The sequence below is a fragment of the Blastococcus brunescens genome (assembly GCF_035320885.1).
GTDB classification, from domain to species: domain Bacteria; phylum Actinomycetota; class Actinomycetes; order Mycobacteriales; family Geodermatophilaceae; genus Blastococcus_B; species Blastococcus_B brunescens.
Window position 1 is genome coordinate 1,536,830 of the sequence record NZ_CP141261.1, and the last position, 24,146, is coordinate 1,560,975.

28 protein-coding genes and 3 pseudogenes are annotated in these 24,146 nt (G+C 71.8%); 21 read left to right on the forward strand and 10 right to left on the reverse strand.

The features are described from left to right. The first annotated feature begins 20 nt into the window (after positions 1 to 20). Positions 21 to 1,136, forward strand: coding sequence for an ATP-grasp domain-containing protein (locus U6N30_RS10235; protein ID WP_324277209.1), 1,116 nt, complete (start codon positions 21 to 23; stop codon positions 1,134 to 1,136). A gap of 655 nt (positions 1,137 to 1,791) precedes the next feature. Further along, positions 1,792 to 1,926, forward strand: a complete 135-nt coding sequence (locus U6N30_RS10240; protein WP_324277210.1) for a hypothetical protein — start codon at positions 1,792 to 1,794, stop codon at positions 1,924 to 1,926. 79 nt (positions 1,927 to 2,005) lie between these two features. Here U6N30_RS10240 and U6N30_RS10245 read toward each other — a convergent pair whose 3' ends face one another. Together U6N30_RS10245 and U6N30_RS10250 are read right to left on the reverse strand one after the other, a co-directional pair. Next, positions 2,006 to 2,866, reverse strand: coding sequence for a sensor histidine kinase (locus tag U6N30_RS10245; protein WP_422678059.1), 861 nt, complete (start codon positions 2,864 to 2,866; stop codon positions 2,006 to 2,008). Then, the gene (locus U6N30_RS10250; RefSeq protein WP_324277212.1) at positions 2,785 to 3,456 is read right to left on the reverse strand and encodes a hypothetical protein; all 672 of its coding nucleotides are present in this window, start codon (positions 3,454 to 3,456) and stop codon (positions 2,785 to 2,787) included. Before U6N30_RS10250 ends, U6N30_RS10245 begins: the two co-directional genes overlap by 82 nt. Positions 3,457 to 3,825: 369 nt before the next feature. Here U6N30_RS10250 and U6N30_RS10255 point away from each other — a divergent pair, with 369 nt between their 5' ends. From U6N30_RS10255 to U6N30_RS33685, 13 genes and pseudogenes are all read left to right on the forward strand, one after another. Beyond that, on the forward strand, positions 3,826 to 4,500 hold the full coding sequence (locus U6N30_RS10255) for a glycosyltransferase family protein (RefSeq protein ID WP_324277213.1): 675 nt from the start codon (positions 3,826 to 3,828) through the stop codon (positions 4,498 to 4,500). A 65-nt stretch (positions 4,501 to 4,565) separates the two neighbouring features. Continuing rightward, positions 4,566 to 4,730 (forward strand): annotated as a pseudogene (locus U6N30_RS33680) (glycosyltransferase); the annotation flags it as partial. A gap of 548 nt (positions 4,731 to 5,278) precedes the next feature. After that, positions 5,279 to 5,824 carry a glycosyltransferase family protein gene (locus tag U6N30_RS10260; protein WP_324278671.1) on the forward strand — a complete coding sequence of 182 codons (546 nt, stop codon included), beginning with the start codon at positions 5,279 to 5,281 and terminating at the stop codon, positions 5,822 to 5,824. After that, positions 5,713 to 6,249 (forward strand): glycosyltransferase, encoded by a 537-nt coding sequence (locus U6N30_RS10265; RefSeq protein WP_324278234.1) that lies wholly within the window; start codon positions 5,713 to 5,715, stop codon positions 6,247 to 6,249. Before U6N30_RS10260 ends, U6N30_RS10265 begins: the two co-directional genes overlap by 112 nt. Positions 6,250 to 6,314: 65 nt before the next feature. Continuing rightward, positions 6,315 to 7,361, forward strand: a pseudogene (locus U6N30_RS10270) (glycosyltransferase); the annotation flags it as partial. Between the two features lie 217 nt (positions 7,362 to 7,578). Next, positions 7,579 to 8,136 (forward strand): ABC transporter transmembrane domain-containing protein, encoded by a 558-nt coding sequence (locus U6N30_RS10275; protein ID WP_324277214.1) that lies wholly within the window; start codon positions 7,579 to 7,581, stop codon positions 8,134 to 8,136. 31 nt (positions 8,137 to 8,167) lie between these two features. Beyond that, positions 8,168 to 8,581 carry a 6TM ABC transporter family protein gene (locus tag U6N30_RS10280; protein ID WP_324277215.1) on the forward strand — a complete coding sequence of 138 codons (414 nt, stop codon included), beginning with the start codon at positions 8,168 to 8,170 and terminating at the stop codon, positions 8,579 to 8,581. A 22-nt stretch (positions 8,582 to 8,603) separates the two neighbouring features. After that, positions 8,604 to 10,499 (forward strand): annotated as a pseudogene (locus U6N30_RS10290) (ATP-binding cassette domain-containing protein); the annotation flags it as partial. A 106-nt stretch (positions 10,500 to 10,605) separates the two neighbouring features. After that, on the forward strand, positions 10,606 to 10,920 hold the full coding sequence (locus U6N30_RS10295) for a hypothetical protein (protein ID WP_324277216.1): 315 nt from the start codon (positions 10,606 to 10,608) through the stop codon (positions 10,918 to 10,920). Positions 10,921 to 10,990: 70 nt separating this feature from the next. Continuing rightward, positions 10,991 to 11,620 carry an aminoglycoside phosphotransferase family protein gene (locus U6N30_RS10300; protein WP_324278236.1) on the forward strand — a complete coding sequence of 210 codons (630 nt, stop codon included), beginning with the start codon at positions 10,991 to 10,993 and terminating at the stop codon, positions 11,618 to 11,620. Between the two features lie 748 nt (positions 11,621 to 12,368). Further along, positions 12,369 to 13,499: a hypothetical protein gene (locus U6N30_RS10305; RefSeq protein WP_324277217.1), complete on the forward strand. Its 1,131-nt coding sequence runs from the start codon at positions 12,369 to 12,371 to the stop codon at positions 13,497 to 13,499. Between the two features lie 76 nt (positions 13,500 to 13,575). Beyond that, the gene (locus U6N30_RS10310) at positions 13,576 to 13,782 is read left to right on the forward strand and encodes a hypothetical protein (RefSeq protein WP_324277218.1); all 207 of its coding nucleotides are present in this window, start codon (positions 13,576 to 13,578) and stop codon (positions 13,780 to 13,782) included. Next, complete coding sequence (locus U6N30_RS33685) at positions 13,779 to 14,240, forward strand: hypothetical protein (protein WP_422678060.1); 462 nt, start codon at positions 13,779 to 13,781, stop codon at positions 14,238 to 14,240. Before U6N30_RS10310 ends, U6N30_RS33685 begins: the two co-directional genes overlap by 4 nt. Positions 14,241 to 14,945: 705 nt before the next feature. Here U6N30_RS33685 and U6N30_RS10320 read toward each other — a convergent pair. The 6 genes from U6N30_RS10320 to U6N30_RS10340 all read right to left on the reverse strand — a co-directional run bounded on the left by U6N30_RS10320 (position 14,946) and on the right by U6N30_RS10340 (position 19,964). Then, on the reverse strand, positions 14,946 to 16,154 hold the full coding sequence (locus U6N30_RS10320) for a PP2C family protein-serine/threonine phosphatase (RefSeq protein ID WP_324277219.1): 1,209 nt from the start codon (positions 16,152 to 16,154) through the stop codon (positions 14,946 to 14,948). Positions 16,155 to 16,532: 378 nt separating this feature from the next. Next, complete coding sequence (locus U6N30_RS10325; RefSeq protein WP_324277220.1) at positions 16,533 to 17,267, reverse strand: DUF1707 SHOCT-like domain-containing protein; 735 nt, start codon at positions 17,265 to 17,267, stop codon at positions 16,533 to 16,535. Positions 17,268 to 17,274: 7 nt separating this feature from the next. Beyond that, positions 17,275 to 18,147 carry an alkaline phosphatase PhoX gene (locus U6N30_RS10330; RefSeq protein WP_324277221.1) on the reverse strand — a complete coding sequence of 291 codons (873 nt, stop codon included), beginning with the start codon at positions 18,145 to 18,147 and terminating at the stop codon, positions 17,275 to 17,277. A 333-nt stretch (positions 18,148 to 18,480) separates the two neighbouring features. After that, positions 18,481 to 18,882, reverse strand: a complete 402-nt coding sequence (locus U6N30_RS33690; protein ID WP_422678103.1) for a phosphatase PAP2 family protein — start codon at positions 18,880 to 18,882, stop codon at positions 18,481 to 18,483. Continuing rightward, entirely contained in the window at positions 18,786 to 19,214 is a 429-nt protein-coding gene (locus tag U6N30_RS10335; protein ID WP_324277222.1) for a hypothetical protein, read from the reverse strand. The genes U6N30_RS33690 and U6N30_RS10335 overlap by 97 nt, the downstream gene beginning before the upstream one ends. 57 nt (positions 19,215 to 19,271) lie before the next feature. Then, a complete protein-coding gene (locus U6N30_RS10340) occupies positions 19,272 to 19,964 on the reverse strand; it encodes a PepSY domain-containing protein (RefSeq protein WP_324277223.1) in 693 nt (230 codons plus the stop codon). Positions 19,965 to 20,102: 138 nt separating this feature from the next. On the opposite strand from U6N30_RS10340, the gene U6N30_RS10345 reads away from it, so the two are divergent. From U6N30_RS10345 to U6N30_RS10365, 5 genes are all read left to right on the forward strand, one after another. Continuing rightward, positions 20,103 to 20,342, forward strand: a complete 240-nt coding sequence (locus tag U6N30_RS10345; RefSeq protein WP_324277224.1) for a response regulator — start codon at positions 20,103 to 20,105, stop codon at positions 20,340 to 20,342. 115 nt (positions 20,343 to 20,457) lie between these two features. Continuing rightward, positions 20,458 to 20,799: a winged helix-turn-helix domain-containing protein gene (locus U6N30_RS10350; protein WP_324277225.1), complete on the forward strand. Its 342-nt coding sequence runs from the start codon at positions 20,458 to 20,460 to the stop codon at positions 20,797 to 20,799. Further along, entirely contained in the window at positions 20,796 to 21,968 is a 1,173-nt protein-coding gene (locus U6N30_RS10355) for a histidine kinase dimerization/phospho-acceptor domain-containing protein (RefSeq protein ID WP_324277226.1), read from the forward strand. The genes U6N30_RS10350 and U6N30_RS10355 overlap by 4 nt, the downstream gene beginning before the upstream one ends. Then, entirely contained in the window at positions 21,965 to 22,174 is a 210-nt protein-coding gene (locus tag U6N30_RS10360) for an ATP-binding protein (protein ID WP_324277227.1), read from the forward strand. Before U6N30_RS10355 ends, U6N30_RS10360 begins: the two co-directional genes overlap by 4 nt. Before the next feature lie 119 nt (positions 22,175 to 22,293). Next, a complete protein-coding gene (locus U6N30_RS10365; RefSeq protein WP_324277228.1) occupies positions 22,294 to 22,425 on the forward strand; it encodes a hypothetical protein in 132 nt (43 codons plus the stop codon). A 278-nt stretch (positions 22,426 to 22,703) separates the two neighbouring features. Here the strand turns inward: U6N30_RS10365 and U6N30_RS10370 are convergent, their stop codons facing one another. Continuing rightward, complete coding sequence (locus U6N30_RS10370) at positions 22,704 to 23,018, reverse strand: hypothetical protein (RefSeq protein WP_324277229.1); 315 nt, start codon at positions 23,016 to 23,018, stop codon at positions 22,704 to 22,706. Between the two features lie 320 nt (positions 23,019 to 23,338). Then, positions 23,339 to 23,545: a hypothetical protein gene (locus U6N30_RS10375; RefSeq protein WP_324277230.1), complete on the reverse strand. Its 207-nt coding sequence runs from the start codon at positions 23,543 to 23,545 to the stop codon at positions 23,339 to 23,341. Positions 23,546 to 23,646: 101 nt separating this feature from the next. Between U6N30_RS10375 and U6N30_RS10380 the strand changes: the two genes are divergently transcribed. After that, positions 23,647 to 23,832 (forward strand): hypothetical protein, encoded by a 186-nt coding sequence (locus tag U6N30_RS10380; protein ID WP_324277231.1) that lies wholly within the window; start codon positions 23,647 to 23,649, stop codon positions 23,830 to 23,832. The last annotated feature ends 314 nt before the right edge of the window (positions 23,833 to 24,146 follow it).

Below are 24,146 nucleotides of genomic sequence, written 5' to 3' on the forward strand. Positions count from 1 at the left end.
CGGGCGGCTAGCTTGCCGGTGTGCCGGTGATCAAGCGCGCGCTCGTCGTGACCTCGGGTCGGGACCGGGGTTCGCTGGCCGCCGTCCGGGCGCTCGACCGCGCCGGCTGGTTCGTCGGGGTCGGTACACCCGACGGCACGGGAATGGTCAGCGCCTCACGCGGCTGTAGTCGTCGCCACGCCGTGCCTCGACCACGCGGTGACGCCGCCTGCTTCGTCGACGCCGTCCGGCGCGCCGTCGCCGAAGGCGGCTACGATATCGTCTTCGGCGGCGGTGACGACTGGATGGCCGCACTGGCCACCTACCGCGACGGCATTCCGGTTGCCGTCGCGCACCCGCCCGCCGACGTGGTCCACGCGGCTCTCGACAAGGTGGGTCTGGCCCACCGAGCCACTGCGGCGGGTATCCGTGCCCCGCGGACGCAGCTGGCAACGCCGGCCGCGTTGACCGCCTGGCGGGGTCCGGTCGTGGTCAAGTGTCGGGCCCACTGGCGTCCCAACCAGGGGCACGAGCTGCGCATCGAGGCCCGCCGATACCCAGACGTCTCTAATTCTGTGGATCGCGTCCGGTTGCTTACCGACGCCGGCTTCGAGCCGGTGCTCCAGGAACCCATCGACGGCACGCTCGAGGCGCTCATCGGAATCGTTCACGACGGTCGCCTGCTCGGTCGCGTTCACCAGCAGGCCTTGGCGCTGTGGCCCACACCGAGCGGTGTCACCTGCCGTGCCCGGACGATTCCCGTGGACGACAACCTCGCTGCCCGTGCCACACGCCTGCTCGCGGACCTCGGCTGGTCGGGGCTCGTGCAGCTCCAGTTCCTGCGAAACAGCGACGATGTGCCGTACTTGATCGACCTCAACGGTCGGTTCTTCGGTTCCATGGCACTCGCGAACGCTGCCGGACCCAACCTCGCCGACGCCTGGGGGCGTCAAGTGCTCGGCGAACCCATGCCCGCATTGGGTGACGCCCGACCCAGCGTGCGCTTTCTGTGGACAGCGGGGGACCTGCGCCGCGCTTGTGTCGAACGCCGGGGGAGTACTCGAAGACATCAGCTCCACGCTGCGCTGGTTCCCGGGTGCTGTCACGAGCGTGTGGAACCTCCGGGATCCCGCACCCACGCTCATGTTGATCAATGAGCGGTTTCGTCGGCGGCGAGCGGAGCGTCCCCGCCCGTGCGGTTAGTAACAGCCGCTGACTGGCTGTGACTGTCACCCCTCCCATCGTCTGGCTGGACGGGCACCAGCCGCCGGGCCTTCCTCGCAAGACATGACATCTTGTCGATCAGGCGAACGCCGGCGCCGACGAGCCTGAATTTCGCGATCCCTCGCTGCCGACGAGCAAGCCACAGCCGTCACACCCAAAGGTGATCTGCAGGACTTCTGAGCCGCCCGGTACCTAGCGGCGGGTGAACCGGGCCAGCCCCAATCGTCCCAGGCCAGGCAGTAGCGCACCGCCCAGCGTGATTTTCCGGGTGGCCGTTGGAACTTCCTGGAGCCGGCTGCGCGGCAGGGCATCACCCTGGTCCAACGAAGGTCGGGTCGCGGCGCCACGCACGACGAGGGGACGATCTTGCTCGTGGGGAATGGGGTGGTATGAGCGGCGGTGGTCGGCGGATGCGGAGGTGTCTGACCGAGGCAGGAGCATCATGAAGCGGGCGACCGCTCCCTCCTGGGGCCAGTCGTGCCCGTTCTTCGGTGAGCCTGGCGATGGCCAGGACGATGGACAGACCCATGCCTGCGCCGTCCCGGATTCGGCTGTGCGGTCCCGGCCGTGATTTCGCTGGTCCGTGCGATGGAGAGGCTGCGGGTGGAGGACGGACGGTCGCTGCGGCCGTTCGAGCCGCCCGCGCAGCACGTGATCGACTGCGCCCTGGCCGAGACACAGAGTTGCTCGACGCCGAGCGCACCCCTGACCGCTGCGACGTGATCCGGTGGTCGTTCCTGATCCCTGCCGGCGACGTCACCTGGCGGATACGCGCCGGCTCAACCGCCGGGTTACCGGCCGGTCAGCCCGACGATCGGCCCGGCGGCAGTATCCCCGGTGTGGCGTCAGCGCCCGAGGCGGGCGTCGGTGGGTGAGCGGGCGTCGGCGAGAGGCACGAGGATCTCGAAACGGGCACCCCGCTGCCCGGGGCCGTGAGCCGCGCTGTACCCCCGTGGGCCTCGGCGATGGCCAGGACGATCGCCAGGCCCATGCCGGCGCCGCTCGCCGGTTCGGCTGCCCGGCCCCGGCTGAACCGCGTGAAGATGCGCGTGGCGTCCTCGGGGTCGACGCCGGGCCCGCTGTCGGCGACGGTCACGACGGCGCAGCCGTCGCGTGACGAGGTGGCGAGCCACACGTCGTTCCCGTCCTGTGTGTGGCGGACGGCGTTGGCGACCAGCTGCATGATCGCCTGTGTGAGGCGCTGAGGATCGCCGTCCACCCACACCTCGCCCTGCGGGTCGATGTGCCACCTGCGATCTCCCAGTGCGGTCACCTTGCGGTGCACGTCCTGCAGCAGTTCGCCGAGGTCCAGGCGCCGTCTCCGGAGGAAGTCGGGTCGCTGCGCGTGCGCGAGCAGGAAGAGGTCGTCGACCATCCGCGAGAGGCGGTCGACCTCGTCCAGGACCAGCGCCACGGTCTCCTGCCGCTCGGCAGGAGAAGGGTCGAACTCCAGGAGCTCCACCTGGCCGCGGATGATGGTCAGGGGTGTGCGCAGTTCGTGGCTGGTGTCGTCCAGGAACTGGCGCTGGGTGGTGATCGCCTGTTCGAGGCGGCCGAGCATGTCGTTGAACGCCTGGGCGATCATCGACGCCTCGTCGCGGCCCGAGAACGGGATTCGCCGGGACAGGTCGGTCTCCGAGATCGTGCGCGCGGTGGTCGCCAATCGGGCCAGGGGCGCAGGACCCGACCCGCGAGGACGGCGCCCAGAGCACTGGCGACCGCCAGGGTGAGGAGCTGGATCCCGATGTGGACCTGCACCGCCTCGTCGATCTCGTTGCGCTCGAACTCCGGGAAGTTGGCCACGACGAACAATCCGTCGCCCTCCGGGCTGGGCAGCGGGAGCGCCACGTAGTACGCCTCGCCGACGTCGGTCTCGATGACGCCGCGGCTGGGCTGGTCGAGGGCGAGCCAGAACCGCGTCGCGGCGGCGATGTCGTCCGGGTCGAACGCGTCCTGCGCCCGGCGGGACTCGTAGATCCGACCATCGACGAAGGCCAGCAGGGACTCGCCCTCGTCGGGGATCTCGCGGGCGAAGTAGGTGTCGAACACCGCGCGGACGTCGTCGCCGAACGGCCGGCCGGTGCTCGGGTCGTTGCCCGTCCTGAGCAGGCGGAACTCCTCGGCCTCCCGCTCGAGCCGCTCGGCCACCTCTTCGTCCAGCCGGTCGAGCAGAGCCGATCTGAGGAGGATCACCGATCCGGCCGAGGCCGCGAGGAGCAGGAGGACCACCACGGCGAGGATGCGTACGCGCATGGCACCGAGCCAGCGCGGCTGCCAGCCAGTCGGGGAGCCACAGCGGCAGGCTAGACACCCTGGCTGCGAACGCCGCCCACCACGCCCGGGCTCGCCGGAGCCCGCGGGCCGCGCGCCGCTCAAACCACTCGCCGCATTAGGGGCTTCTCATCCGTTCCTCACCGGTAGCCCACGTGAGATGGGCACCGTGAGGTCACCCATTCGACACCGGACGTCCACGTCCTCGTCGCCGGAGGACCTCATGTCGCTGCCGCACCCTCTTCCCGTCCCACCGAGGTCTCACCGCGGCTGCGGAGGGTCGCCTTCTACTCGCACGACACTCAGGGTCTGGGGCACACCCGCCGCAACATCGCGCTGGCCGCCGCGCTGGTGGAGGCCCAGCCCGGCACGGACGTGCTGCTGCTGACCGGCAACCCGGAGGCGGCGATGCTGCCGCTGCCGCCGCGCACCGACGTCCTGACCCTGCCGACGATCCGGAAGACCGAGGACGGGGACTATGCCGCTCGGGCGCTGGCCAGTCCGCTCGAGGTGGTGCTCGACGTGCGGGCGCGCATCCTGGATGCCGCGCTCGGTTCCTTCGCCCCCGACCTGCTGGTGGTGGACAAGGTCCCGGCCGGGATCCGCGGCGAGCTGCTGCCGGCGCTGAACACGCTGCGCGAGCAGGGCGGCACCCGCGTCGTCCTCGGCCTGCGAGAGGTGCTGGACCGCCCGGAGGTGGCGATCGACGAGTGGGAGCGCTCGGCCACCACCGAGGTCCTCACCGACTACTACGACGCGGTGTGGGTCTACGGCGACCCCAGCGTCTACGACCCGGTCGTGGAGTACCGCCTGCCGCCCGAGGTCGCCGCCATGGTCGAGTACACCGGATATCTCGGTCACGGCCGAAGCGAGACCGTCCGCCCGCGCACCCGCCTCACCGCCCGCGTCGCCCCGCCCGCCGAGCCCTACGTCCTGTGCACGGTGGGCGGGGGCAGGACGGGCAGGAGCTCGCCTGGGCCTTCGCGTCGGCACCGCTGCCCGACGGCCACCGGGGCGTGCTGCTGACCGGCCCGTTCATGAAGAGCTCCGTGCGCGACGCCGTCACGGCGGCCGCGGCGGCCGACGACCGCATGACTGTCCTCGAGTTCGTGCCCGACTGCGAGGAGTTCGTCGCCGGCGCGGCCGCCGTGGTGTCGATGGGCGGCTACAACAGCGTCTGCGAACTGCTGGCCGCCGGCAGTCGGGCGCTCGTCGTCCCGCGGGTGAGCCCACGGGAGGAGCAGCTGCTGCGGGCCGGACGGCTCGCCGGGCGGGGGCTGCTCGACTACTGCCACCCGGCCGAGCTCACCAGCGCCGTGCTCGGCGACTGGCTGGCGGCCGCGGTCAGCACCCCCGCGCCCGCCGGCATCCCGGTCGACCTCGACGGGCTGCGCCGGGTGCCGCACCTGGCCGGCCGCCTGCTGGGCGCGCAGCCCTCTCCGGTCCACGGGCGCACTGCTCCCGTCACCGGCGGTGGAGCCCGCACCGAGCTGGAGGGGTCTCCCGTGCCGCCGCCTGAGCCGATCGGCCATGGGCCCCGGATCGGCTACGTGCTGAAGATGTATCCCCGGTTCTCCGAAACCTTCGTGGTCACCGAGCTGCTCGCCCATCAGGAGCGCGGCCTCGATCTGGCGGTGTTCTCCCTGCGGCCACCGGCCGACGGCCGCTTCCACGAGTCGCTGGCCCGCCTGCGGACGCCGGTCACCTACCTGCGTTCCTCGAGCATCCGCGTCGACGACGTCTGGACGGCGTTCCGCGACGCCCGTGCCGAGCTGCCCGACCTGGCCCGGCACGCCGACGAGCTGTGGGACGCCGACGCGCGCGACGCCGTGCAGGCGGTGGAGCTGGCCCTCGCCGTCCGCGCCGGGGAGTCGCGCACCTGCACGCCCACTTCGCGTCGGCCGCCACCACGGTCGCCCGGCTCGCCGCGCGGCTGGCCGGGATCACGTACTCGTTCACCGCCCACGCCAAGGACATCTTCCACAGCGAGGTCCGCGACGAGGACCTGCGCGCCAAGCTCGTCGACGCCGCCGACGTCGTCACGATCAGCGACTTCAACCTCGGCCACCTGCGCGACCGCTTCGGGCCCGCTGCCGATCGGGTCCGGCGGGTCTACAACGGCCTGGAACTGGCGGCGTTCCCGCACACCGCGCCGGCGGACCGCCCGCCGGTGGTGGCCGCGGTGGGCCGGCTGGTGGAGAAGAAGGTTTCGAGGACCTTTTCGACGCCGTCGCCCTGCTGCGTGCCCGTGGGCGGGAGGTCTCCATGCAGCTGGTCGGCACCGGACCGCTGGCCTCCGCGCTGGCCGCGCAGGTGGTCCGGTTGGGGTTGCAGGACGCCGTCACGATGACCGGGGCGCTGACCCAAGACGAGGTGCGGACGGTGGTCGCCTCGGCCGCCGTGTTCGCCGCGCCCTGCGTCGTCGGCGCCGACGGGAACCGGGACGGGCTGCCCACCGTGCTGCTGGAGGCCATGGCGCTCGGGACGCCGTGCGTCGCGACGCCGGTGACCGGCATCCCGGAGGTCCTGAGGGACGGGGAGACCGGCCTCCTGGTGCCCGAGCGCGACCCGGTCGCCCTCGCGGTCGCTCTGGACCGGCTGCTGGGCGATGCCGGCCTGCGCACCCGTCTGGCGACGGCCGCGCGATCCCGCGTCGAGGCCGACTTCGACGCTCGCCGGCAGGCAGCCGGTGTGGCGGCGGGCTTCCCGACGCCCGCGGACGCTCCTCCGGTCGACGCGCCGGGAGGCCGCCGGCATGTCGTGGTGGCCGGCTGATGCGCATCGCCGTCGTCTGCACCGATCCGGGCATCCCGGTCTTCGGCCGCAAGGGCGCATCGGTGCACCTGCAGGCGGTGCTGCGCGAGTTGGTCGCCGGCGGGCACGAGGTGCACGTCACCAGCCCCCGCCTGGGAGGCGATCCACTGCCCGGCCTCCGGCTGTACTGCCTGCCGCCGGTCACCGGGAAGGACGGCGACCGGGAGCGCTCCGCGCAGGAGTGCGATGCCGCGGTCGGCGCCTGCCTCGACCGGATCGGGCCCGACCTGGTCTACGAGCGGTACTCGCTGTGGGGGCGGACCACGACCGCGTGGGCGCAGGCAGCCGGCGCGCCCAGCGTGCTGGAGGTCAACGCGCCGCTGCCCGAGGAACAGGCCGCGCACCGGTCGCTGACCGACCGCGCATGCGCTGAGGCCGTCGCCGTCGAGGCCCTCTCCGCGGCGACGGCCGTGGTGTGCGTCAGCGACCCGGTCGCCGCCTGGGCCCGGTCGGTCTCCCGTCGTCCCGACCGGGTGCACACCGAGCCCAACGGGGTCGACGTCGATCGGGTGCAGCCGACCACCGGGCCCGTGACCCCGGCCGCGGGCGCACCGTTCACCGTCGGTTTCGTCGGCACCCTCAAGCCCTGGCACGGCGTGGAGACGCTGGTCGACGCCGTCGCCGCCCTGTCGGCGCACGACCCGACCTGGCGGCTGCTCCTGGTCGGCGACGGGCCGATGGCCGCCGCGCTGCTGGCACGCGCCACGCGGCTGGGCGCCGGAGCCGTCGTCGAGGCGACCGGTGCCCTGCCGCCGGAGGACGTGCCGGCCCAGCTGCACCGCATGGACATCGGTGTGGCGCCCTATCCCGCCGACGAGAACAGCTACTTCTCCCCGCTCAAGGTGTACGAGTACCTCTCCGCCGGGATCCCCGTCGTCGCCAGCCGGGTCGGGCAGGTGCCGCGCATCCTCGGCGACGCCCCGGACGGAGGATCGCTGGGCCTGCTCGTCCCGCCCGGCGACCCCGGTGCGCTGGCCGCCGCGCTCGCGTCGTTGCGCATGGACGTCGCCGAACGGATCCGCCTGCGCTCCGCCGGGCGCGCCGCCGCGGTGACCCGGCACACGTGGCGGGATGTCGTCGCCCGCTCGCTGGCGCACGCACTCGGGGCACCAGAGCCGGTGCGGGGAAACCGCGGTGAGGACCGGCCTGTCGATCCGCCGAAAGCGGCCGACCGGCCTGCGCTCGGCGGTGCCGGGGCTGCGGCGCACGCTGCGCCGCTTCGCCCCGCACGTGCGCAGCCAGCGCGGACTGCTCGTCCTGGGCCTGCTCGCGCTGCTCGCCGAGGTGGCCATGCGGCTGCTCGAGCCCTGGCCGCTGGCCTGGGTCATCGACTCCGTCGTGGTCGCCGCCGGCGCCGACCTTTCCATCGCGCCACCCGACGACCTGGGCACCGTGCTGGTGGTCGCGTCGATCGCCGTGTTCGGTGTCATCGCGCTGCGGGCGCTGGCCTCCTTCGGCATGACCATCTGCTTCGCGCTGGCCGGGAACCGGGTCCTCACCCGTGTCCGCGGCGAGCTGTACGCCCACCTCAACCGGTTGTCGATGGCCTACCACGACCGTGCCCGCACCGGTGACCTGGTCACGCGGGTCACCGGCGACGTCGGCCGGCTGCAGGAGGCGACGGTCACCGCGGCGCTGCCCCTGTTCGGCAACCTCGTCACCCTGCTCGGGATGCTCGTCGTCATCGCCGTGCTCAATCTGCAGCTGGCGCTGGTCGTGCTGCTGGTCTTCCCGCTCTTCGGCCTGGTCAGCGTGCGGCTCACCCGGCGGATCAGCGGCGTCTCCCGGACCCAGCGCAAGGCCGAGGGGCGCTGGCCTCGCTGGCCACGGAGTCGCTCGGCGCGATGACCGTCGTGCAGAGCTACTCCTCGAGCAGCGCATGCAGGAGCGCTTCGGTGGCAGCAACGAGCGCAGCCTGCGCGACGGCGTGCAGGCCAAGCGGCTGTCGGCCGGGCTGGAGCGCAGCACCGACGTCCTCGTCGGCCTGGCCACCGGCATCGTCCTGTACGTCGGTGCCCGCCAGGTCCTCGCCGGCGACCTCACCCCCGGCGAGCTGACCGTCTTCCTCACCTACCTCAAGACGGCGTTCAAGCCGATGCGCGACATCGCCAAGTACACCGGCCGCATCTCCAAGGCCGCCGCGTCCGGGGAACGGATCGTCGACGTCCTGGAGGTCGAGCCGGAACTGCGCGACGCCCCGTGGGCGCGCCCGTGCCCCGCGGTCCTCGGCTACGTCGAGTTCGACGACGTCCACCTCGCCTACGTGCCCGGTCACCCGGTGCTGCGGGGCTGAGCGCGCGCATCCGGCCGGGGAGCGGATCGCCGTCGTCGGCCCGTCGGGGGCGGGGAAGTCCACCCTGGTCTTGCTCCTCTCCCGGCTGCGCGACCCCGACACCGGCACCGTCTCCTTCGACGGACACGATCTCCGCGACCTCACCATCGCATCGGTGCGTTCGAAGGTGTCGATCGTGCTGCAGGAGAGCGTTCTGTTCGCCGCATCGGTGCGGGAGAACATCGCCCTGGGCGTCGAACGTGAGGTCTCCCAGGAGGAGATCGAGGCGGCCGCCCGGCTCGCCGGCGCGCACGACTTCGTGACCGCCCTGCCGCAGGGCTACGACACGGTGGTCGGCGAGCGCGGCTCTACCCTGTCCGGCGGCCAGCGGCAGCGGATCGCCATCGCGCGGGCCGCCCTGCGCGACGCCCCGATCGTCGTCCTCGACGAGGCCCTCACCGGACTCGACGAGGACACCGAGGCGGAGGTCACCGCGGCGCTGGCCCGGCTGACGCACGGGCGCACCACCTTCGTGATCACCCACGACCTCGCCGCCGCCCGGAACGCCGACCGGGTGCTCTGGATGGAGGACGGCCGGATCGTCCGCGCCGGACGGCCCGAGGAGATTCTGCCGTCCGGCCCGGTCCCGCTGCCGGCGGACCAACCCACCAGCGCTCCGATTCCCGTCGCTCCCGCGAACCCCCACCGTCCCGAGGAGTTCCCCGTGCGGCCCGCTGACGCCGACCTCGCCGCCCGTGATCCAGCCCTGCCCGGCCTGCCGGTGCTGCTGGACGAGCAGGTGCTGGCCGGCTGGCTGGCCGGGCACGGTCTCGGGGCGGCGCGACGCCGCTACCTCCGGTACAAGCCCGGCACCAGCTGCGTCCTCGGCCTGGAGCTGTGCACCGGGGACGGCCCGCTCCCGGCCGTGCTCAGCGCCTGGTCGGAGAACAGCGCGCCCAAGCTCGGCAAGACCCGCATCCAGGCTCCCCGCGGAACCGTGCTCGCCGCCGACGAGAGGTGCCACCTGCTGCTCACCACCGGCGAGGCCGACCGCGACCTCCCGGCGATCGCCGCACTGACCGGGCCGGACGGCCCGGCCGTCGTCCTGGGTCCGTTGCTGCCCGGATGGCCGCTCTCCGCAGCCACGATCCAGGTGCTGCGCTACAAGCCCGCCCGCCGGTGGGTCGGCGTCCTCGCCGCGGCCGGCCGGGAGCCGGTGCTGCTGAGGGTTCACCGGCCGGCCGTCACCGCCGACCTGGTCTCTGCGCTCACCGCGTTCGGCACGGCCCGGGTGCGTACCCCTGGGCTCGTCGCCGCGAACATCAGCATGGGCTTGACGATCATGGAATGGCTTCCCGGCCAGGCGTTGAGCGACGTCCCCGTCGGCGACCGGGGGCAGCACCTGCGGACGACGGGTCGGGTCCTCGCCCAGCTCCACCAGCACCCGGCGCCGGGGTTGCGCCGACGTCCCGCGGGGACGGCGGCGGAGAGCACGCGGGCCGGCGCCGCCCTGGTGGCGCAGCTGCTCCCCGCCCAGGCCGACCGCGCCCGGGACTTGGCCCATGCGATCGGTGCGCAGTTGCGGCCGCCGCCAGGGCTGCGGGTGTGCCACGGCGACTTCTCGGCCGATCAGGTGGTCGTCGGTCCGACCGGCCCGGCGCTCGCCGACCTCGACGAGGTGGCTCTCGACGACCCCGCCGTCGACCTCGCGTCGATGACCGCCGGCGCCCGCCTCGACGAGGCCGGCCACGACAGCGACGTCGGCCCCGTGCTCGCCGGATACGCGACCATCCGCGCCCTTCCTCCGGCGCGTCAGCTGGCGGCCCACACGGCCGCGGCGTTGCTGCGCCGAGCGCCCGAGCCGTTCCGGCTGGCCGATCCCTCGTGGGAGGAGGGCGTGGTCCACGCCCTGGACGCGGCCGAGAAGGCCCTGTCATGAGCGGTGGGGACGGCGGGGAGCGACCGCCCGCCTCGCCACCGTCTGCGCAGACGTGGCGAGCCGGGGCGGTCGGCTGCTGAGGGCCTGGCCGCGCGGTCCGGACCACGTGCTGCTGGAGGTGGCGCTGGGCGGGACGCCGACCGCCGGGCAGTGGTTCGGCGACCCGGAACGGGCCCGGGCCGTCGCCGCGGGGACGGTCGGCGCGACCGTGCGCGGGCGGCTCGTGCTACAGCCGGGGGCGCCGATCGGCGGCTGCGTGGCCTCGGCGACCTGCTCGCCGCTACGGGCGCCACACTGCTGGCCCATCACCCGGAGCGGCGCGCCGTGCTCCGCCACTCCGAACCCGGCGGTGCGACGGCCTACACGAAGGTCGTGCGGCCGGATCGGCTACCGGCACTCCTCCTCGCCGCCGAGCGGGTGAGCGGGCTGCCGGTGCGCACGCCGCGGCTGCTCCGGTCCGACCCCGGCTCGGCCGACTCACCACGGCGGCACTGCCCGGCCGGCCGCTGTACGAGCTGCTCGACACACCTGCAGCGGTCACGGCCTGCCGGGCGCTGGGAACCGCACTGGCCGCGCTGCATGCGGCGCCGGTACCGCACGGCACGCCGGTGCACGACGCAGCGGCCGAAGTGGCGGTGCTCCGCCGGTGGACGGACCTGTCCCGCACGTGGGGCGCGGCCGACGTTCCTGGGGTTGAGGAGGTCGTCCGCGCACTGGCGGTCGCGCCGGCCGGGCCGCCGGTCCTGCTGCACCGGGACCTGCACGACCGGCAGGTGCTCGTCGCCGACAACGGCTCCGTCGGGCTGCTCGACTTCGACCTGCTCGCGGCCGGGGAGCCGGCGGTGGACCTGGCCAACCTGCTCGTCCACCTGGAGCTGCGCGAGCACCAGGGTCTGCTGCCCGACGCGGGGTGCTGCGCGCCGCGGTGCTCGAGGCGTACCGCCCCTCCGCGGCCACGCTCACCCGCCTACCCGCCTACGCGGCGGCGACCCGGCGGCGGCTCGCCGCCGTCTACGCCTTCCGCCCTGGCGCGCCGGTCAGCTGAGGCACCCCGTCCGTGGGAAACCGCCCACACTGGCTCTGGCCACCTGGACGACACGGATGACGGCGCACCGGGGTAGGGCCCACGCGCAGGAGGGAGTTCGATGGAACCGAGGGGACGACTCCTGGGCGACCGTTACGAGCTTCAGTCCTGACCCAGCGCCGGTACTTTACGCGCGGCTGGGCCGGTGGACGCGGTGGTGCGCGGGGCACTCGGGGAAGGACCTGCTGCCTCGCCACGGCGGTGGCGCCCCCAGTGCGGGCGCGCACGCGCTGGCCGCCGCAGCCGGCTGACCGCATCGGAGTGGCTACTGCGCGCTCACGGTGGGACAACGCCACGTGCGGGGCCGCCGCCGGAGCTGGCTACCGACGAAGAAAGCACCGCGTAGGGCACCGCAATCGTGGCTGCCATGGAGGCCAACACTGGTCGCAGCGCGGGCTCCTGCGGCACCTGGTGACGCTCGCCGACGATCGATCGTCGAGGTGCCCACGCAGGGGCGCCCGCGGGTTGGGGCCGCTCGTGATCTGGCTGGATGGCAACCCGGCCGGGCGTGCACCGAATCCCGACAACGCCGCGGCGGGCGATGGTGCGGAAAGTGCCGTGAAGGGTGGAAGTTTGGCACAAGATCTGACACCATGTCGACGCTGGCCCGGGTCCGGTGTGGGACAAAACGCACAGTCACCCAGGGGCCGCAGGTCACACTCTTGTCACATCCGGCCACACCAGTTCCGCAGGGTGTGTCTTTTACGGATCTGAACCGGTTGGTGACGTTACGTTGCCGCCCTGGACAGCGCCGCTGGGGCGCTGCGGTCGCCGGAAGGTGCCCCATGTCACGCAACACCCAGAAGCGCCGCCCGCAGAGGCAGCGCTTTACCGTCGTCGGTCTCGGCGCCGCCGCTCTCCTCGCCGGGACGGCGTCCGGTGCCAGTGCCGCGCCCGGTGTGGTCATCCCGCTCGCGCCGGGCGAGGTCGCCCTGGAGGCCTTCCCGGTCGAGAACTTTGGCGCCATGGATCCCATGGCAGACCCGAACACCGCGCCTGTCCTGACCTCCGTGGGAGTGCAGTACGGCGGCACGATCACCGTGAATCTGCCGGCGGAGCTGGACGACTCCGCTGTCGTGGCCGAGCTCGACTTCGACGACGACGGCGACGGCACCGCAGACGTCACCTACTCGTCGGCCCTGGCGCCCGCCGACCCGCTGTACCTCGCCATCGCCGGCGCAGGGACCGGGAGCATCGAGGTGACCCTGCCCGCTGACGACGGTTCGGGTACGGACCTCGCCGCCCTCTACCTCGAGCCGCTCACCACCCCGACGCTCGGCCCGGCGTTCACCTACTACGACCCGGTCGTCTACGCCCTCGACTTGGCCGCCGCCGGCGCAGCCGCTGCGGTGACCGTGGAGCCCGCGCTGCTCGCCGCCTCGCAGGTGCCCTGTGACATCTCCTCCGCCACCCGGTGCGCCTTCCCGAGCCCGGTAACCGTCGGTTCGACCGTCACGCTGGACCTGACCGCGGGTTCGGTGCTGCGCGAGCTCGGGATCACCGACCTCACCGGTGTGCAGGTCGGCTTGCAGCAGTTGGACGCGAACGGGGACCCCGTGGGCGCACCCGTGGCACTGACGGTCCAGGTCACCGGGGCGACGGCGAGTTTCGTCGTGCCGGCGGGCGCGGCGGCCGGCTCCTACGGCTTGGTCATCGCGCAGCAGGCGCCGTCGGGCTCCCTGTCCATCGTGCTGGTGGAGGTCTCGATCGTGGCCGAGGCGGCGCCCGTGGCGGTGACCCCGGCCGTCAACGCCGGGCTGAGCTCCAACACCGGTGTCGAGATCGTCGGAGCCGGGTCGGGAACCCTTCCCGTGGCCGCCGGTGCCGGCCTGCTGCTCCTCTCCGCCGCGGGCGGACTCGCCCTCGTCCGCACCCGTCGCCGTCCGGCCGCTGAGGGCGGGACGTGCGAGTTCTGACCCAGCGAGGCCGGCGCACCGCCGTCGCGGCGGTCGCCGCCCTCGGCATCACCGGGGAACGCTGCTCGCCGTCGGCTTGGCCGACGGCGAGCAGCCGGCCGCGGCCACCGGGTCATCCGACCCGGTCGACACGGTCGCCGCGGTCCCGCACTCCGACGAGGCCCAGCCGACGCTGCCACCCGAGGGGACGACGCTGCCCACGCCGGCCTCGGACGTTCACGTGACCGTCCCGGCAGTAAGCCTGGACCTGCCGGTGCTCCCGCACACCCGCGCCGCGGCGTGATCAACCCACCGACGCTCACCGCGGCCTACTGGATTCAGCCCTACGGTGAACCGGTTGGCACGCCCGGGGAGGCCGACAACACGCTCTACCTCGCCGCCCACTCGACCGGCACCGGCAAGTACGGCTTCGACCCGCTGATCGACACCGACGGCGGGGCGGCACCCTGGAGGCTGGCGACGTCATCGAGGTCAGCACTCCACGGGGCACGGTTCACTACACCGTCGAACGCACCGAGCGCTATGCCAAGGGCGAGCTGGACGACGCCACCGAGGTATGGGAGGCCGCGCCGGGACGGCTGGTGCTCATCACCTGCTTCCAGCGCGGCGGAGGCCGGGCCTCCACCGAGAACTTCGTGGTCTTCGCGGAGTCCTGACCCAACGTCCGCGGCTACAGCCGCTCGGCCGCGGCGGGCATGGTCCAGGAGGTCTGCGACGGGCGGGCGCTGCCACTGGTGCTGACCCAGATCCGTCCCGAAAGCGAGGCGTGGACCGACCGCTTGGCCTGGCGCACGGTCATCCCCGACATGATTCTGGGGCAAACCGCCGACCTGGCAAAATCCCCGTAGCAGCGCGCTGACCTGCGTGTATGTGCATTGGAGGCCGTCGGCAGTCGACGGCCAGTTGTTGACGTCCTGCGGACTTTTGCGGACTCCATTGCGGACCAATGGCGCCGGCTCCGTTGAGCTAAAGGAAGCGGAAGGCCATACGCCGCGGATCATCACGTTGCCGATCGTGTGAGAGTGGCCAGCCGCTGAAGGCCTTCTTGACTGCGAGGTTGCCTTCGTCTGGCCGCCGCTCCGCGGACCCTAAGGACCGCGCCTCCGACGCAAGGCCCCCGTTTCCGGTTCCGGTGGGTCGATCCCGGTGGGCCCCGCGGTGGGCAGGTTCCGGCAGCCGCCGACTGCGTGCACGTAGTCGCCACGCACTGGCGGATGACCGACTGAACCCCATGCCGCGGCGCGGTCCCACCTCAAGTGACGGCAGATCTTCCCGTTGAGCTTGAGATGCTCATCGGCTGCGACCAGCCCGACCTGCGTGTCGCCAGCACGGCTCACGTGCGGCAGCACCTTGGCGACCCAAGCCGATGCTGCATGCCGGCAACAGTCGCTACCGCGCACAGACGGACGGCTGGTCCCAACGGGACCCCGATGCCGGTCGCGCAGCTCATTCGAGCAGGTGTAGCTCGCGTCCGGTCCGCCATTCGAGCAGGACGATGCTGGCATCGTCCTGCAGCTGATCGGCCTGGTGCACCAGAACGTGACGCATCAGGCGCCGGATAGTTTCCGGGGCGGGGTCACCGGCAGCCGCGGCACGCAGAATGAAATCAGCCAGGCGTTCCTCGCCGAAAAACTCGCCTGTGGGCGATCGCGCCTCGACGATCCCGTCGGTGTACAGCAGCACCTGGTCGCCGGGCTGCAGCCGGGTCTCACACTCCAGCGGCTTGCCCGACTGCAGTCCCAGCGGCCGGGCTGGAAGGCAGGCGGGAAGATGAATGAGCGACCCACGCCGCAGGATGAGCGGAGCGGGGTGGCCGGCGTTGACCCAACGAAGTTGACCCGTGTCCAAGTCCAGGCGCACGATCGCGGCGGTCGCGAACTGGCTGGCGCCGAACTGCTGGGCGATGACGGTGTTCATGGCCTGACTGATCTCGGGCAGATCGAGCTGGCTGCGCCGAGCATGCCGGTATGCGCCGACGGCCGCGCTGGACAGCAGCGCGGAGGCCAGACCGTGCCCGACGGAGTCGAGCACGAGGAGGTCGGCGGTGTCGTTGGTGACGGCGTAGTCGAAGGTGTCACCCCCGATCTCGTAGGCCGGCTCCAGCGCGCCGGCTATCACGACGCGGTCCGTGGCGAAGGTGAGAGGAGGCAGCAGATCCCATTGGATCTCAGCAGCCAAGGTCATGACCTTCCGTCGGCGCAGCCGGGAGAAGAAGTCGCTGTACAGGTCGTTGACGACGATGAGCTCGGCCACCAAGGACGCGAGGATGCGTGCCTCGTCCTCCACGGCCGCCGTGGCGGTCTCGACCCGAAGTTCGATGACACCCAGGCGTTCGGCGCCGTCGACTAATGAAAGCCACAAGTGGTGTCCACTGCCGGGCCTGTCCGTGTGCGCCAACTCCATCCGCCGGTAGGCGAGCCCGGCGACAGTCCCCTCGATCGACAGCTCCTGACGTGGTGGAACACCGGACCCGGGAAGAGGCAGGAGCGAGACCTGCTCGTAGTCGGCCAGATAGATGACCGTCTCGAGGAAGCCGAGGTCGGCGGCGCGGGCAGCGACCGTGGGCGCGACCTGGTCGGCGGAGAGGAGATGACTTTCCCGGAGCAGTTGCCGGATCGGATCTTCCGGCAGCACGCCAGGTTCGCTGGATGTCACGGTCTGAAGCTCCTTTGGCGCGACTGCGCTGCTCGTTGACGCAACTGAGGTAGTGAACGTGCCGAGGTCGCGTCCTGTGCATCGGGCGCCGCCGCCGGTGAGGAAGCTGCGCCGGCAAGCTTCGGGATCGCGACGCCTTCGGTCAGGTGGAACCGCCTACCCGACAGGGCAGGTCACACACGTGGGCTGCGACGGGGTGCGCTGGCAATCGCCTCGCGATCGATCAGGTGATGGAGGGCGCGCCAGACGTCCCGACCTCTTTCGTTCAGCCCTCAGGTCCCACGTCCGGCGTGCTCTCTGAGCACTGGCTGACCGAGCCATGTCAGCCGGAACTCGGTCGCGCCGGACGCTGCTCCGTGGCGTCGTGAGTGCTGCAGATCAGTCGAAGTCGAGCCCAAACGGCTCGTCCATTCCTAGAATTCCCAGTACCAGCAGCACGAACAGCAAAGCGATGCCGACGCCGGCTAACCCGGGCCGCGAACGGAGCGCCCCACCGCCAGGAATCCGGGCGAGCGACGTGCGGACTTGCAGGAGGGCCAGCGTGGTCAAGGCCCGCCAGCCGGGAGCGGTCATCGCGGGAGCGGGCGCTGGCGGCAGGTCCGTGATCAGCGGGGGTAGATCGTCCCGATACCGGGCGCGGTAGGCCTCGGTCATGCGTTCGTCGCCCTCGGCCAGGGTCAGCATCCCGCGGGCCACGGCGTCGTGGAGGACGTGCACCACGGCTTCTCGATCGGCGTCGGAGGCCCGCTCCAGCTGCCGTGGTCCGTGCGGCTGCAAAGGCATAGGCAGTGGACCGTTTCCGGCGTGTGGCGACAAGGTCATGGCTCCGGACTCCTCTGTGCGGTTGCGGCCGAATGTCCTGATTCTCGCATCGGGCAATGAGAGACGGATTAGAAGGGAACTGGCTACTCGTCTGATTCGCGGACCATTGGATGGCGCGCCACGCAGGGGTCGCAATGTGCTGTTCCGGGGCACTTCTAATCCTCCTGGAGTGCGCGGACCGTGGCTGTCCCGCGGAGCATTACAGGCTTGAGTCCGAGAGGACTGTGGCGTTCGAGTAGCGCGTGGGACTGGAACGGAATGACAGGAATCGCCGGCTCGCATGGTCGGCATCTGCTCATTAAGACGGTCTCCGGGAGAGGAAGGGGCCGGTGACTTCGTAGGTGATGCCGTTGCCGTCCTCGCCGGTCGGCCCCCGTTGACTGGAGAAGTACAGGCGGGTGCCGTCGGGGCTGAACGCCGGCCCGGTCATCTCCGAGTCCGAGTGCCCTGAGATGCTGAGGAAGGGCGTGGCTCGACCGCTCGTGGCGAGGCTGCAGATCCGCATTTCCGGCCCGTCCTCGGCGATGAACAGCTCACCGGTCTGCGCGGCGACGATGCTGTCGACGGTGTGCAGTTGCGTCGTCGCCGGCTCGGCGATCACCCCTACCTGTTCCGTTGTCGCGTCGTAGCACCACACCCGGTTGTCGCCCTTGGTGGTGAACCAGCACCGCCCGCCGGCGTACCACGCGCCCTCGCCACCGTCGAAGCGCTTCGCGGCTGGAACCTGGTCGCGTGTGGATCGTCGACGGGCGGAAGGATCCGGCACCGCTTTCCAGGTCACGGACCGGCTGTTGTCACGTTGGCACAGGACCTCGAGGATGCCGTCGGTCAGATCGGGCCAGACCGATGGCCGGAAGCGGTAGAGGCAGCCGTCGGGTTCGTCCTCGGTCAGGTAGACAACCTGCCGGACCGGGTCCACGGCCGCCGCCTCGTGCGTGAACCGCCCCATGGCAGGCAGCTCGACCGGTGATTGCTGTCCACGGGGATCGGTCTCGTAGACGCGGCCGCGCGACACCTCCTCGCAGGACAGCCAAGTGCCCCACGGGGTGGGCTCGCCGGCGCAGTTGCGGTTGGTTCCGTCGAGAATTCGGTAGGCGTGGGTGATGGATCCGTCGGCGGCGAACCGGATCGCGCTGGCGCCGCCGACGTCCTGCCCCTCGCTGTTGGACACGTAGATCCAGCCGGTTCGGTCGGGGAAACACGCGCCGCCGTCCGGTGCGGGGTGCCAGCGATAGGACGTGGTGCCGACCGGTTGGCCGGACCGGGCGATGACCCGACTGGTGAAACCCCAGGGCAGCCGGACGCCGTTGGCGTCGGCCGGCAGCAGAGGACCGTCCGGGATGGGCCCCTCATCGAGGGGCTGCTGTCCAAGGGGCTACCGAGGGTGCGCCACAGGGAACCGCTCAAGGCGACCGATCCGGCACCGAGTGCCGACGCCATCAGGAACGTGCGACGGTCCACAGCATCTCCATTCCGAGCGTTCTCGGGCAAGAAGCTTCGTCTGTCAGGCCGCACCGCGGTTCGGGTCCGTCGACGGCGGCTCATGCACCTCCGGGCCCGGGCGAGGGACACAGTGAGCTGTGGCGGATGTGGCCGCTTGCTCCTGGCGGTGCCACGTTCGGAAGACCGCCATCATCGCGAGCACCCATATCAGGGACAGCAGCCACGCCCCGAGGACGTCGCTGGCCCAGTGCACTCCCAGGACGACTCGGCTCAGGCCGACGGCGACAGCGAACAACGTCCCCACGGCCACGGCGGGACGCCGCCAACTCGGCGCCATCACCGGGAGGAACACGAGCAGCAGCACGCTCACCCCGATCGCGCTGCCCATGGTGTGCCCACTTGGGAAAGCGAACCCGGATGCGTACGACACCGGCTCCGCCAGGTCCGGCCGGCTACGGGCCACGACGGCCTTGACGGCCAGGTTGAGCAGCCCACCACCGGCGGCGGTGACGACCACGAAGAGCGCGAGGCGGGGAGTCGGCGTACCAGCAGGTACAGCGTGGACACCGAATGCAGCACCCACCACGTCACGCTGCTACCGAGGTCGGAGACCGCCTGCATCACCGTGACGACCACGGGATGGCCGGTTGCCACGCCGTACAGAGCCGCGGTGATGCCCTGATCCAGGTCGATCAGCGGCTCCCACTGCGCCTCGACGAGCCCGAGCAGCAGCGTGAAGGGCACGGCGACCACCAGGGCGGCGAGCAGTAGCGAAGCCCGCGACCCGAGCTTCATCGCTGCGGCCGGGAGCACTACCGCCGCTACCTGCATGGCTCCGGTGGCCTGCGTGGGTCAGTCGTCGTCCCCGTCATCGTCGTCGTCATCCCGGTCGGTCCCCAGGACGCTGGCGTCGCCGGCATCCACGGTGACTTCATGGAAGGAACCGTCGGCTGCGCGGACGCCGACCTCCCAGACGACGAACCCGTTCTCCTCCTCCAGGTGGCTCCAGGCCACCTCTCCGCCGCCGACCGCCTCGATCGCCGCGGTGCCGGCGGCGGCCTCGTCGACGGAGGCGAGTTCGGCCAACGCCGCCTGCTCGGCTGCGTCGTTCTCGGGGAGAGTGGACTCGTCCACGGTGACCGTGCCCGCCTGGCGTAGCTCGTCCTCGTCGTCGTCACGTTCGGTTCCCAGGACGCTCGCGTCCCCGGCGTCGACGGTGACTTCGTGGATCGACCCGTCGTCGGCGCGGACCGCGACCTCCCAGACGACGAACCCGTCTTCGTCCTCCAGCTCACTCCAGGCGGCCTCCCCGCCGCCGACCGCCTCGACCGCAGCAGCTCCGGCGGCGGCCTCGTCGACGGAGGCAAGCTCGGCCAGCGCCGCCTGTTCCGCCGCATCGTCCTCGGGCAGGGCCGACTCCTGCACGGTGATCGTGCCCGGCAGGTCGTCGCCGCTGCCTCCGGTGGCGAGTGCGACACCGCCGGCGGCGGCGAGCCCCAGGGCGGTCGCGGCGGTAATGACGGTGGCTCGCTTGCGACTACGCATCAGGTGTTCCTCCCTACGGGATCCGGCGGGGTGCTGGTTCCTCTTCCTCCACGATCCCGGCCGTTGGTGAGAGAGCGATGAGCTGCAATTGGCAGCTGCTCTCACCGTCGCCGCGTCTCACCGTCGTCTCATCGGGCCGTGCCAGGCTCGGCGCATGCGCGTGCTGGTCGTCGAGGACCACGACAAGATGCGCGACGTCCTGGAGCGGGGCTGACCGAGGCCGGCTACGCCGTCGACGCCGTCGGTGACGGCGCGGCCGCCCTGTCCTACGCCGCGTCGCGGACCTACGACGCGGTCGTGCTCGACGTGATGCTGCCGGGCATGGACGGGTTCGAGGTGTGCCGGACGCTGCGGGATCGAGGGTCTGGACGCCGGTGATCATGCTCACCGCCCGGGATGCGGTTCCCGATCGGGTCCGGGGCTCGACCACGGCGCGGACGACTATCTGGTCAAGCCTTTCGCCTTCACCGAGCTGCTCGGTCGCCTCCGGGCGTTGCTGCGGCGTGGCGGGTTGCCGCGGCCTGCCGTGTTGCGGTGCGGGCCGCTGTCGTTGGATCCGGCGACCCGCATGGTGGAGTGCCGCGGCGAGCCCGTCGAGCTGTCCGCGCGTGAGCTCGCGCTGCTGGAGTTTCTGCTTCGCAACCCGGGGCGGGTCCTGTCGCGGCCCGTGCTGGTGGAGCACGTGTGGGGCCTTGACTACGACGGGTTCTCCAACGTCGTCGACGTCTATGTGAAGTACCTGCGTGACAAGATCGACCGGCGGTTCGACGTCGACCTGCTGCAGACCGTCCGGGGAGCCGGCTACCGGCTGGCCTGTACGGATCCGGATCGGTGACCCCGGTGTCCCGGCTGCCGATCAGTGCGCGACTGGCCCTTCTCTCGGCCGCCTCGCTGAGCGCGCTGCTGGCCCTGGTCGGCATCGTGGTGTACCAGCAGCTCGGTGCCGGACTTCGCGCGGGCATCGATCAGCAGCTCGCCGACCTTGCTGGATCTCTGCCGCCTCGCCTCGCGGAGGACGGATTCCCCGAGGAAGCGGACGACGACGAGTTCGACCAGCTGGAACTCAGTGACCGGCTGATCCAGCTCGTGGACCAGCGGGGACAGCTGATCGCAGCAAGCGACGACGCAGATTCCCCTCGACCACTCCTCGAACGGGCCGATCTCGACCAGGCCCGTGACGGCGATGCCGTGCTGCGGACGGTTCCCGAGAGCGCAGACGAGGACGATCCGCTGCGGGTACTGGCCGTGCCCTACGGCGACGAAGGGCTCGTCGCGGTCCTCGCCGCGGAGCTCGACGAAGTCCAGGACGCGCAGCGCGCCCTGGTCGCGGTCTACGGCCCGGTGGCGCTGCTCGGCGTGGCCGTGGCCGGCCTGCTGGGATACGTCATCGCCCGGCGCGGTCTGGCGCCGGTCCGCCGGATGACCGACGAGGCGGAGGACATCGGCGGGTCGGACCTGTCCCGTCGACTGTCTGCTCCTGGCCGCCTCGACGAGGTCGGACGACTCGCGCGGACGCTGAACGGAATGCTGACCCGCCTCGACGCGGCCATCGGCAGGGAACGCGCCTTCACCGCCGACGCCAGCCATGAACTCCGCACCCCGCTGGCCATCCTCCGTGCCGAGATCGAGCTGGCCCGCGATCGGGCCCACGACCTGTCCATCCAGTCGGCACTCGACACCGCCCTGGAGGAAGCCGCCCGCCTGTCGGGGCTCGTCGATGACCTGCTCGTGCTGGCGCGGGCGGACTCCGGTGACCTCGAGGATCACCGTCCCGTCGACCTCGACGAACTGGTCGACGTCGTCATCGCCCGGTTCACCACTCTCGCGAGCCGGCGTGGCGTGCGGCTGGAGTCCACCGGGGTGGCGGTCGTCCGAGGCGACTTCTCCGGCCTGGAACGAGCCCTGGCCAACCTCGTCGACAACGCGTTACGGCACACCCCTGGCGGGGCCTCATCACCGTCGAAGTGCGCCCGGTCGGTGAGGCGGGAGCGGTCATCGCCGTGAGCGATACCGGCCCCGGCGTCCCGCCCGAAAGGCTCGACACGCTCTTCGACCGCTTCAGTCGCGTCGACGACGCACGGCACACGCCCGGCGGAGCCGGACTCGGACTGGCGATCGTCTCCGCCGTCGCCACCGCGCACTCCGGCAGTGTCACCGCTGACAACCGCGCCGAGGGCGGCCTTCGCGTCGAGCTCACGCTGGGCGGATAGATCCGACGCGGCTTGCTGCGCGCTGCGGCGGCGCATCGGTAGGACACGCTGCCGACCTCCAGAGGTTCCGGCGAAGCCGAGCGCCGACGAACGCGGCGCACCATGACGCGCAGGCATATGTGCTCAACGCCGTTGCCGACGATCATGTGGAGGGCGACGCTGCCCGTGAGCTGCTGCGAGCCGCTGATCGGGTCACCGCTCCAGATCTGGTCGATGTCGAGACCGTGTCGGTGCTGCCAAACGCTGGCTGAACCGCACGCTGACCGATCAACGTTTCGGGGCCGCCGTCGCGCATCTGCGACAGCTGCAGTTCGAGCGTGTTTGGACGTTGCGTGTGATGCAGCGCGCCTTCGAGTTGCGCACCAACGTCCGCTCCTGCGACACCTGTTACGTGGCCGTGGCCGAGCTGTCGGACTGCGAGCTGGTCACGGCGGACGGTGGGCTGGCCGGCGCATCTGGCCCTCGGTGCGCTGGCCGCGGGTTCAGTAGAGATAGCGGTCGATGCCGGAGCCGTGCGCCCACAGGTGGTTCATGCGGTCGGCGGTGCGGGCGTGGGCGGCTTCCTCGGCGTCGCTGAGCACGCAGTCGGTGCCGGGAGGGTGGCCCGCAGTCGGGCGGTGAGTAGTCGGGTGTCGTCGGTGGGGGAGAGGTCGAGCAGGCCGGCCAGCCGGGCGAGCAGCAAGGCCAGCTCCGTGCGGCCGCCCGAGCGGTAGGTGTCGCCGAGCTGCTCGGCGTACTCGTCGACCACCTCGGGGATGTCGGGATCCAGCCCAGGGTGGCCGAGGGCGGCGGCGGTTGCCGAGAGAAGCTCGACGTCGGCGGAATGCAGGGTGAGCGCGGTCATCGGCGCGTGCTCGTAGCGGCCGTCCGGGGCGAGCAGCCGGCCGTGCCGTGGTTCCCCGGGACTGAGTGGGCGCCAGCGCGCTGAGCAGCCGTTGAGCGGCGGCGAGGGCGATCCGGTCGGCCAGTGGTGGTGGCAACCGCAGCGGCTCCGTGCCGGCGCTCGGATCCCGCCGGTCGTCGTCCTCCCACGCGCCCAGGCACAGCAGGATCTCTTCCAGGGCGCGCAGCGGCGCGAGCGGCTCGCCGTCGAGGTCGACGACGAGTACCGTCCGCTCCCTTGGCGGGGTGTCCTCGCCCGGTCCGGGGTGGCCGGTCGCCTGGTCAGTCACGGGCGGACCACCGCTCGGTGACCGACCGGCCGGTCATGCCGGCGGTCCGGCCGATGTCGGCCCACGAGGCTCCGGCCGCGAGTGCGACGCGCACTGCCTCGTCCAGCGCGCGGGCGGCGGCGGCCTCCCGGGCGGCGGCCGCCTCGACGTCCTCGAGGGCTTGCCATCCGGCGATGTGGCGGCGCCATTCCTGTCTCACCCGGTTCTCGTCGGCGGCCTCCATATCGGCCCACGGGCCGGTGACGGCGAGCCGCCGCGCCGCGGGTCGGCCAGCTCCGGTACGGGCACCCGGGTCCAGGGGTGCCGCGCCAGCCGCAGGTACAGCCGGCGACCCAGCCGACAACGGCGGCGTCCGGACGCCACTCCTCGGCCTGGTCGATCACCTCGAGGCGGACCTGGCCGCTGGTGTGGGAGTGCACGATCTCCTCGCCGCCGATGAGCGTGCCGTCCTGCAAGATGCCCTCGGCGGTGGAGCCGTCGCGGTAGGTCAGCCGCACCCGGCAGCCGTCGCAGGGCTCGTCGTCGGGTCGGCGGGCCACCAGCAGACCGCGGGCGCTGCTGGTGCCGGCGCCTTGCGCGCCGTCGGCGAACAGCGGAACCACCCAGCCCTCGTGCGCCTGGCCGTCCACGACCGGGCCCATCCATCCCATCGCTCCTCCTCTCGGTGATGTGAGCGTCGCCGTTCCCGTGCTGGGCCGGCCTGTCCCGGCGGCTTCTGTGGGCGCCCGTCGTCGTCCACAGCCGGGGCTGGCCGCCGGGCCGCACCGTGTGCCCGGGTAGCCAGCGGCCCCGCGTCCCGT

What these genes read in the sequence shown, in the direction of transcription:
- U6N30_RS10370 (WP_324277229.1), bottom strand. Translation starts at nt 23,018, where the DNA reads ATGACCGCGCTCACCCTGCATTCCGCCGACGTCGAGCTTCTCTCGGCA.
- U6N30_RS10275 (WP_324277214.1), top strand. Translation starts at nt 7,579, where the DNA reads ATGCGGCTGCTCGAGCCCTGGCCGCTGGCCTGGGTCATCGACTCCGTC.
- U6N30_RS10305 (WP_324277217.1), top strand. Translation starts at nt 12,369, where the DNA reads ATGTCACGCAACACCCAGAAGCGCCGCCCGCAGAGGCAGCGCTTTACC.
- U6N30_RS10240 (WP_324277210.1), top strand. Translation starts at nt 1,792, where the DNA reads ATGGAGAGGCTGCGGGTGGAGGACGGACGGTCGCTGCGGCCGTTCGAG.
- U6N30_RS10340 (WP_324277223.1), bottom strand. Translation starts at nt 19,964, where the DNA reads ATGCGTAGTCGCAAGCGAGCCACCGTCATTACCGCCGCGACCGCCCTG.
- U6N30_RS10335 (WP_324277222.1), bottom strand. Translation starts at nt 19,214, where the DNA reads ATGAAGCTCGGGTCGCGGGCTTCGCTACTGCTCGCCGCCCTGGTGGTC.
- U6N30_RS10250 (WP_324277212.1), bottom strand. Translation starts at nt 3,456, where the DNA reads ATGCGCGTACGCATCCTCGCCGTGGTGGTCCTCCTGCTCCTCGCGGCC.
- U6N30_RS10280 (WP_324277215.1), top strand. Translation starts at nt 8,168, where the DNA reads ATGCAGGAGCGCTTCGGTGGCAGCAACGAGCGCAGCCTGCGCGACGGC.
- U6N30_RS10325 (WP_324277220.1), bottom strand. Translation starts at nt 17,267, where the DNA reads ATGCCGACCATGCGAGCCGGCGATTCCTGTCATTCCGTTCCAGTCCCA.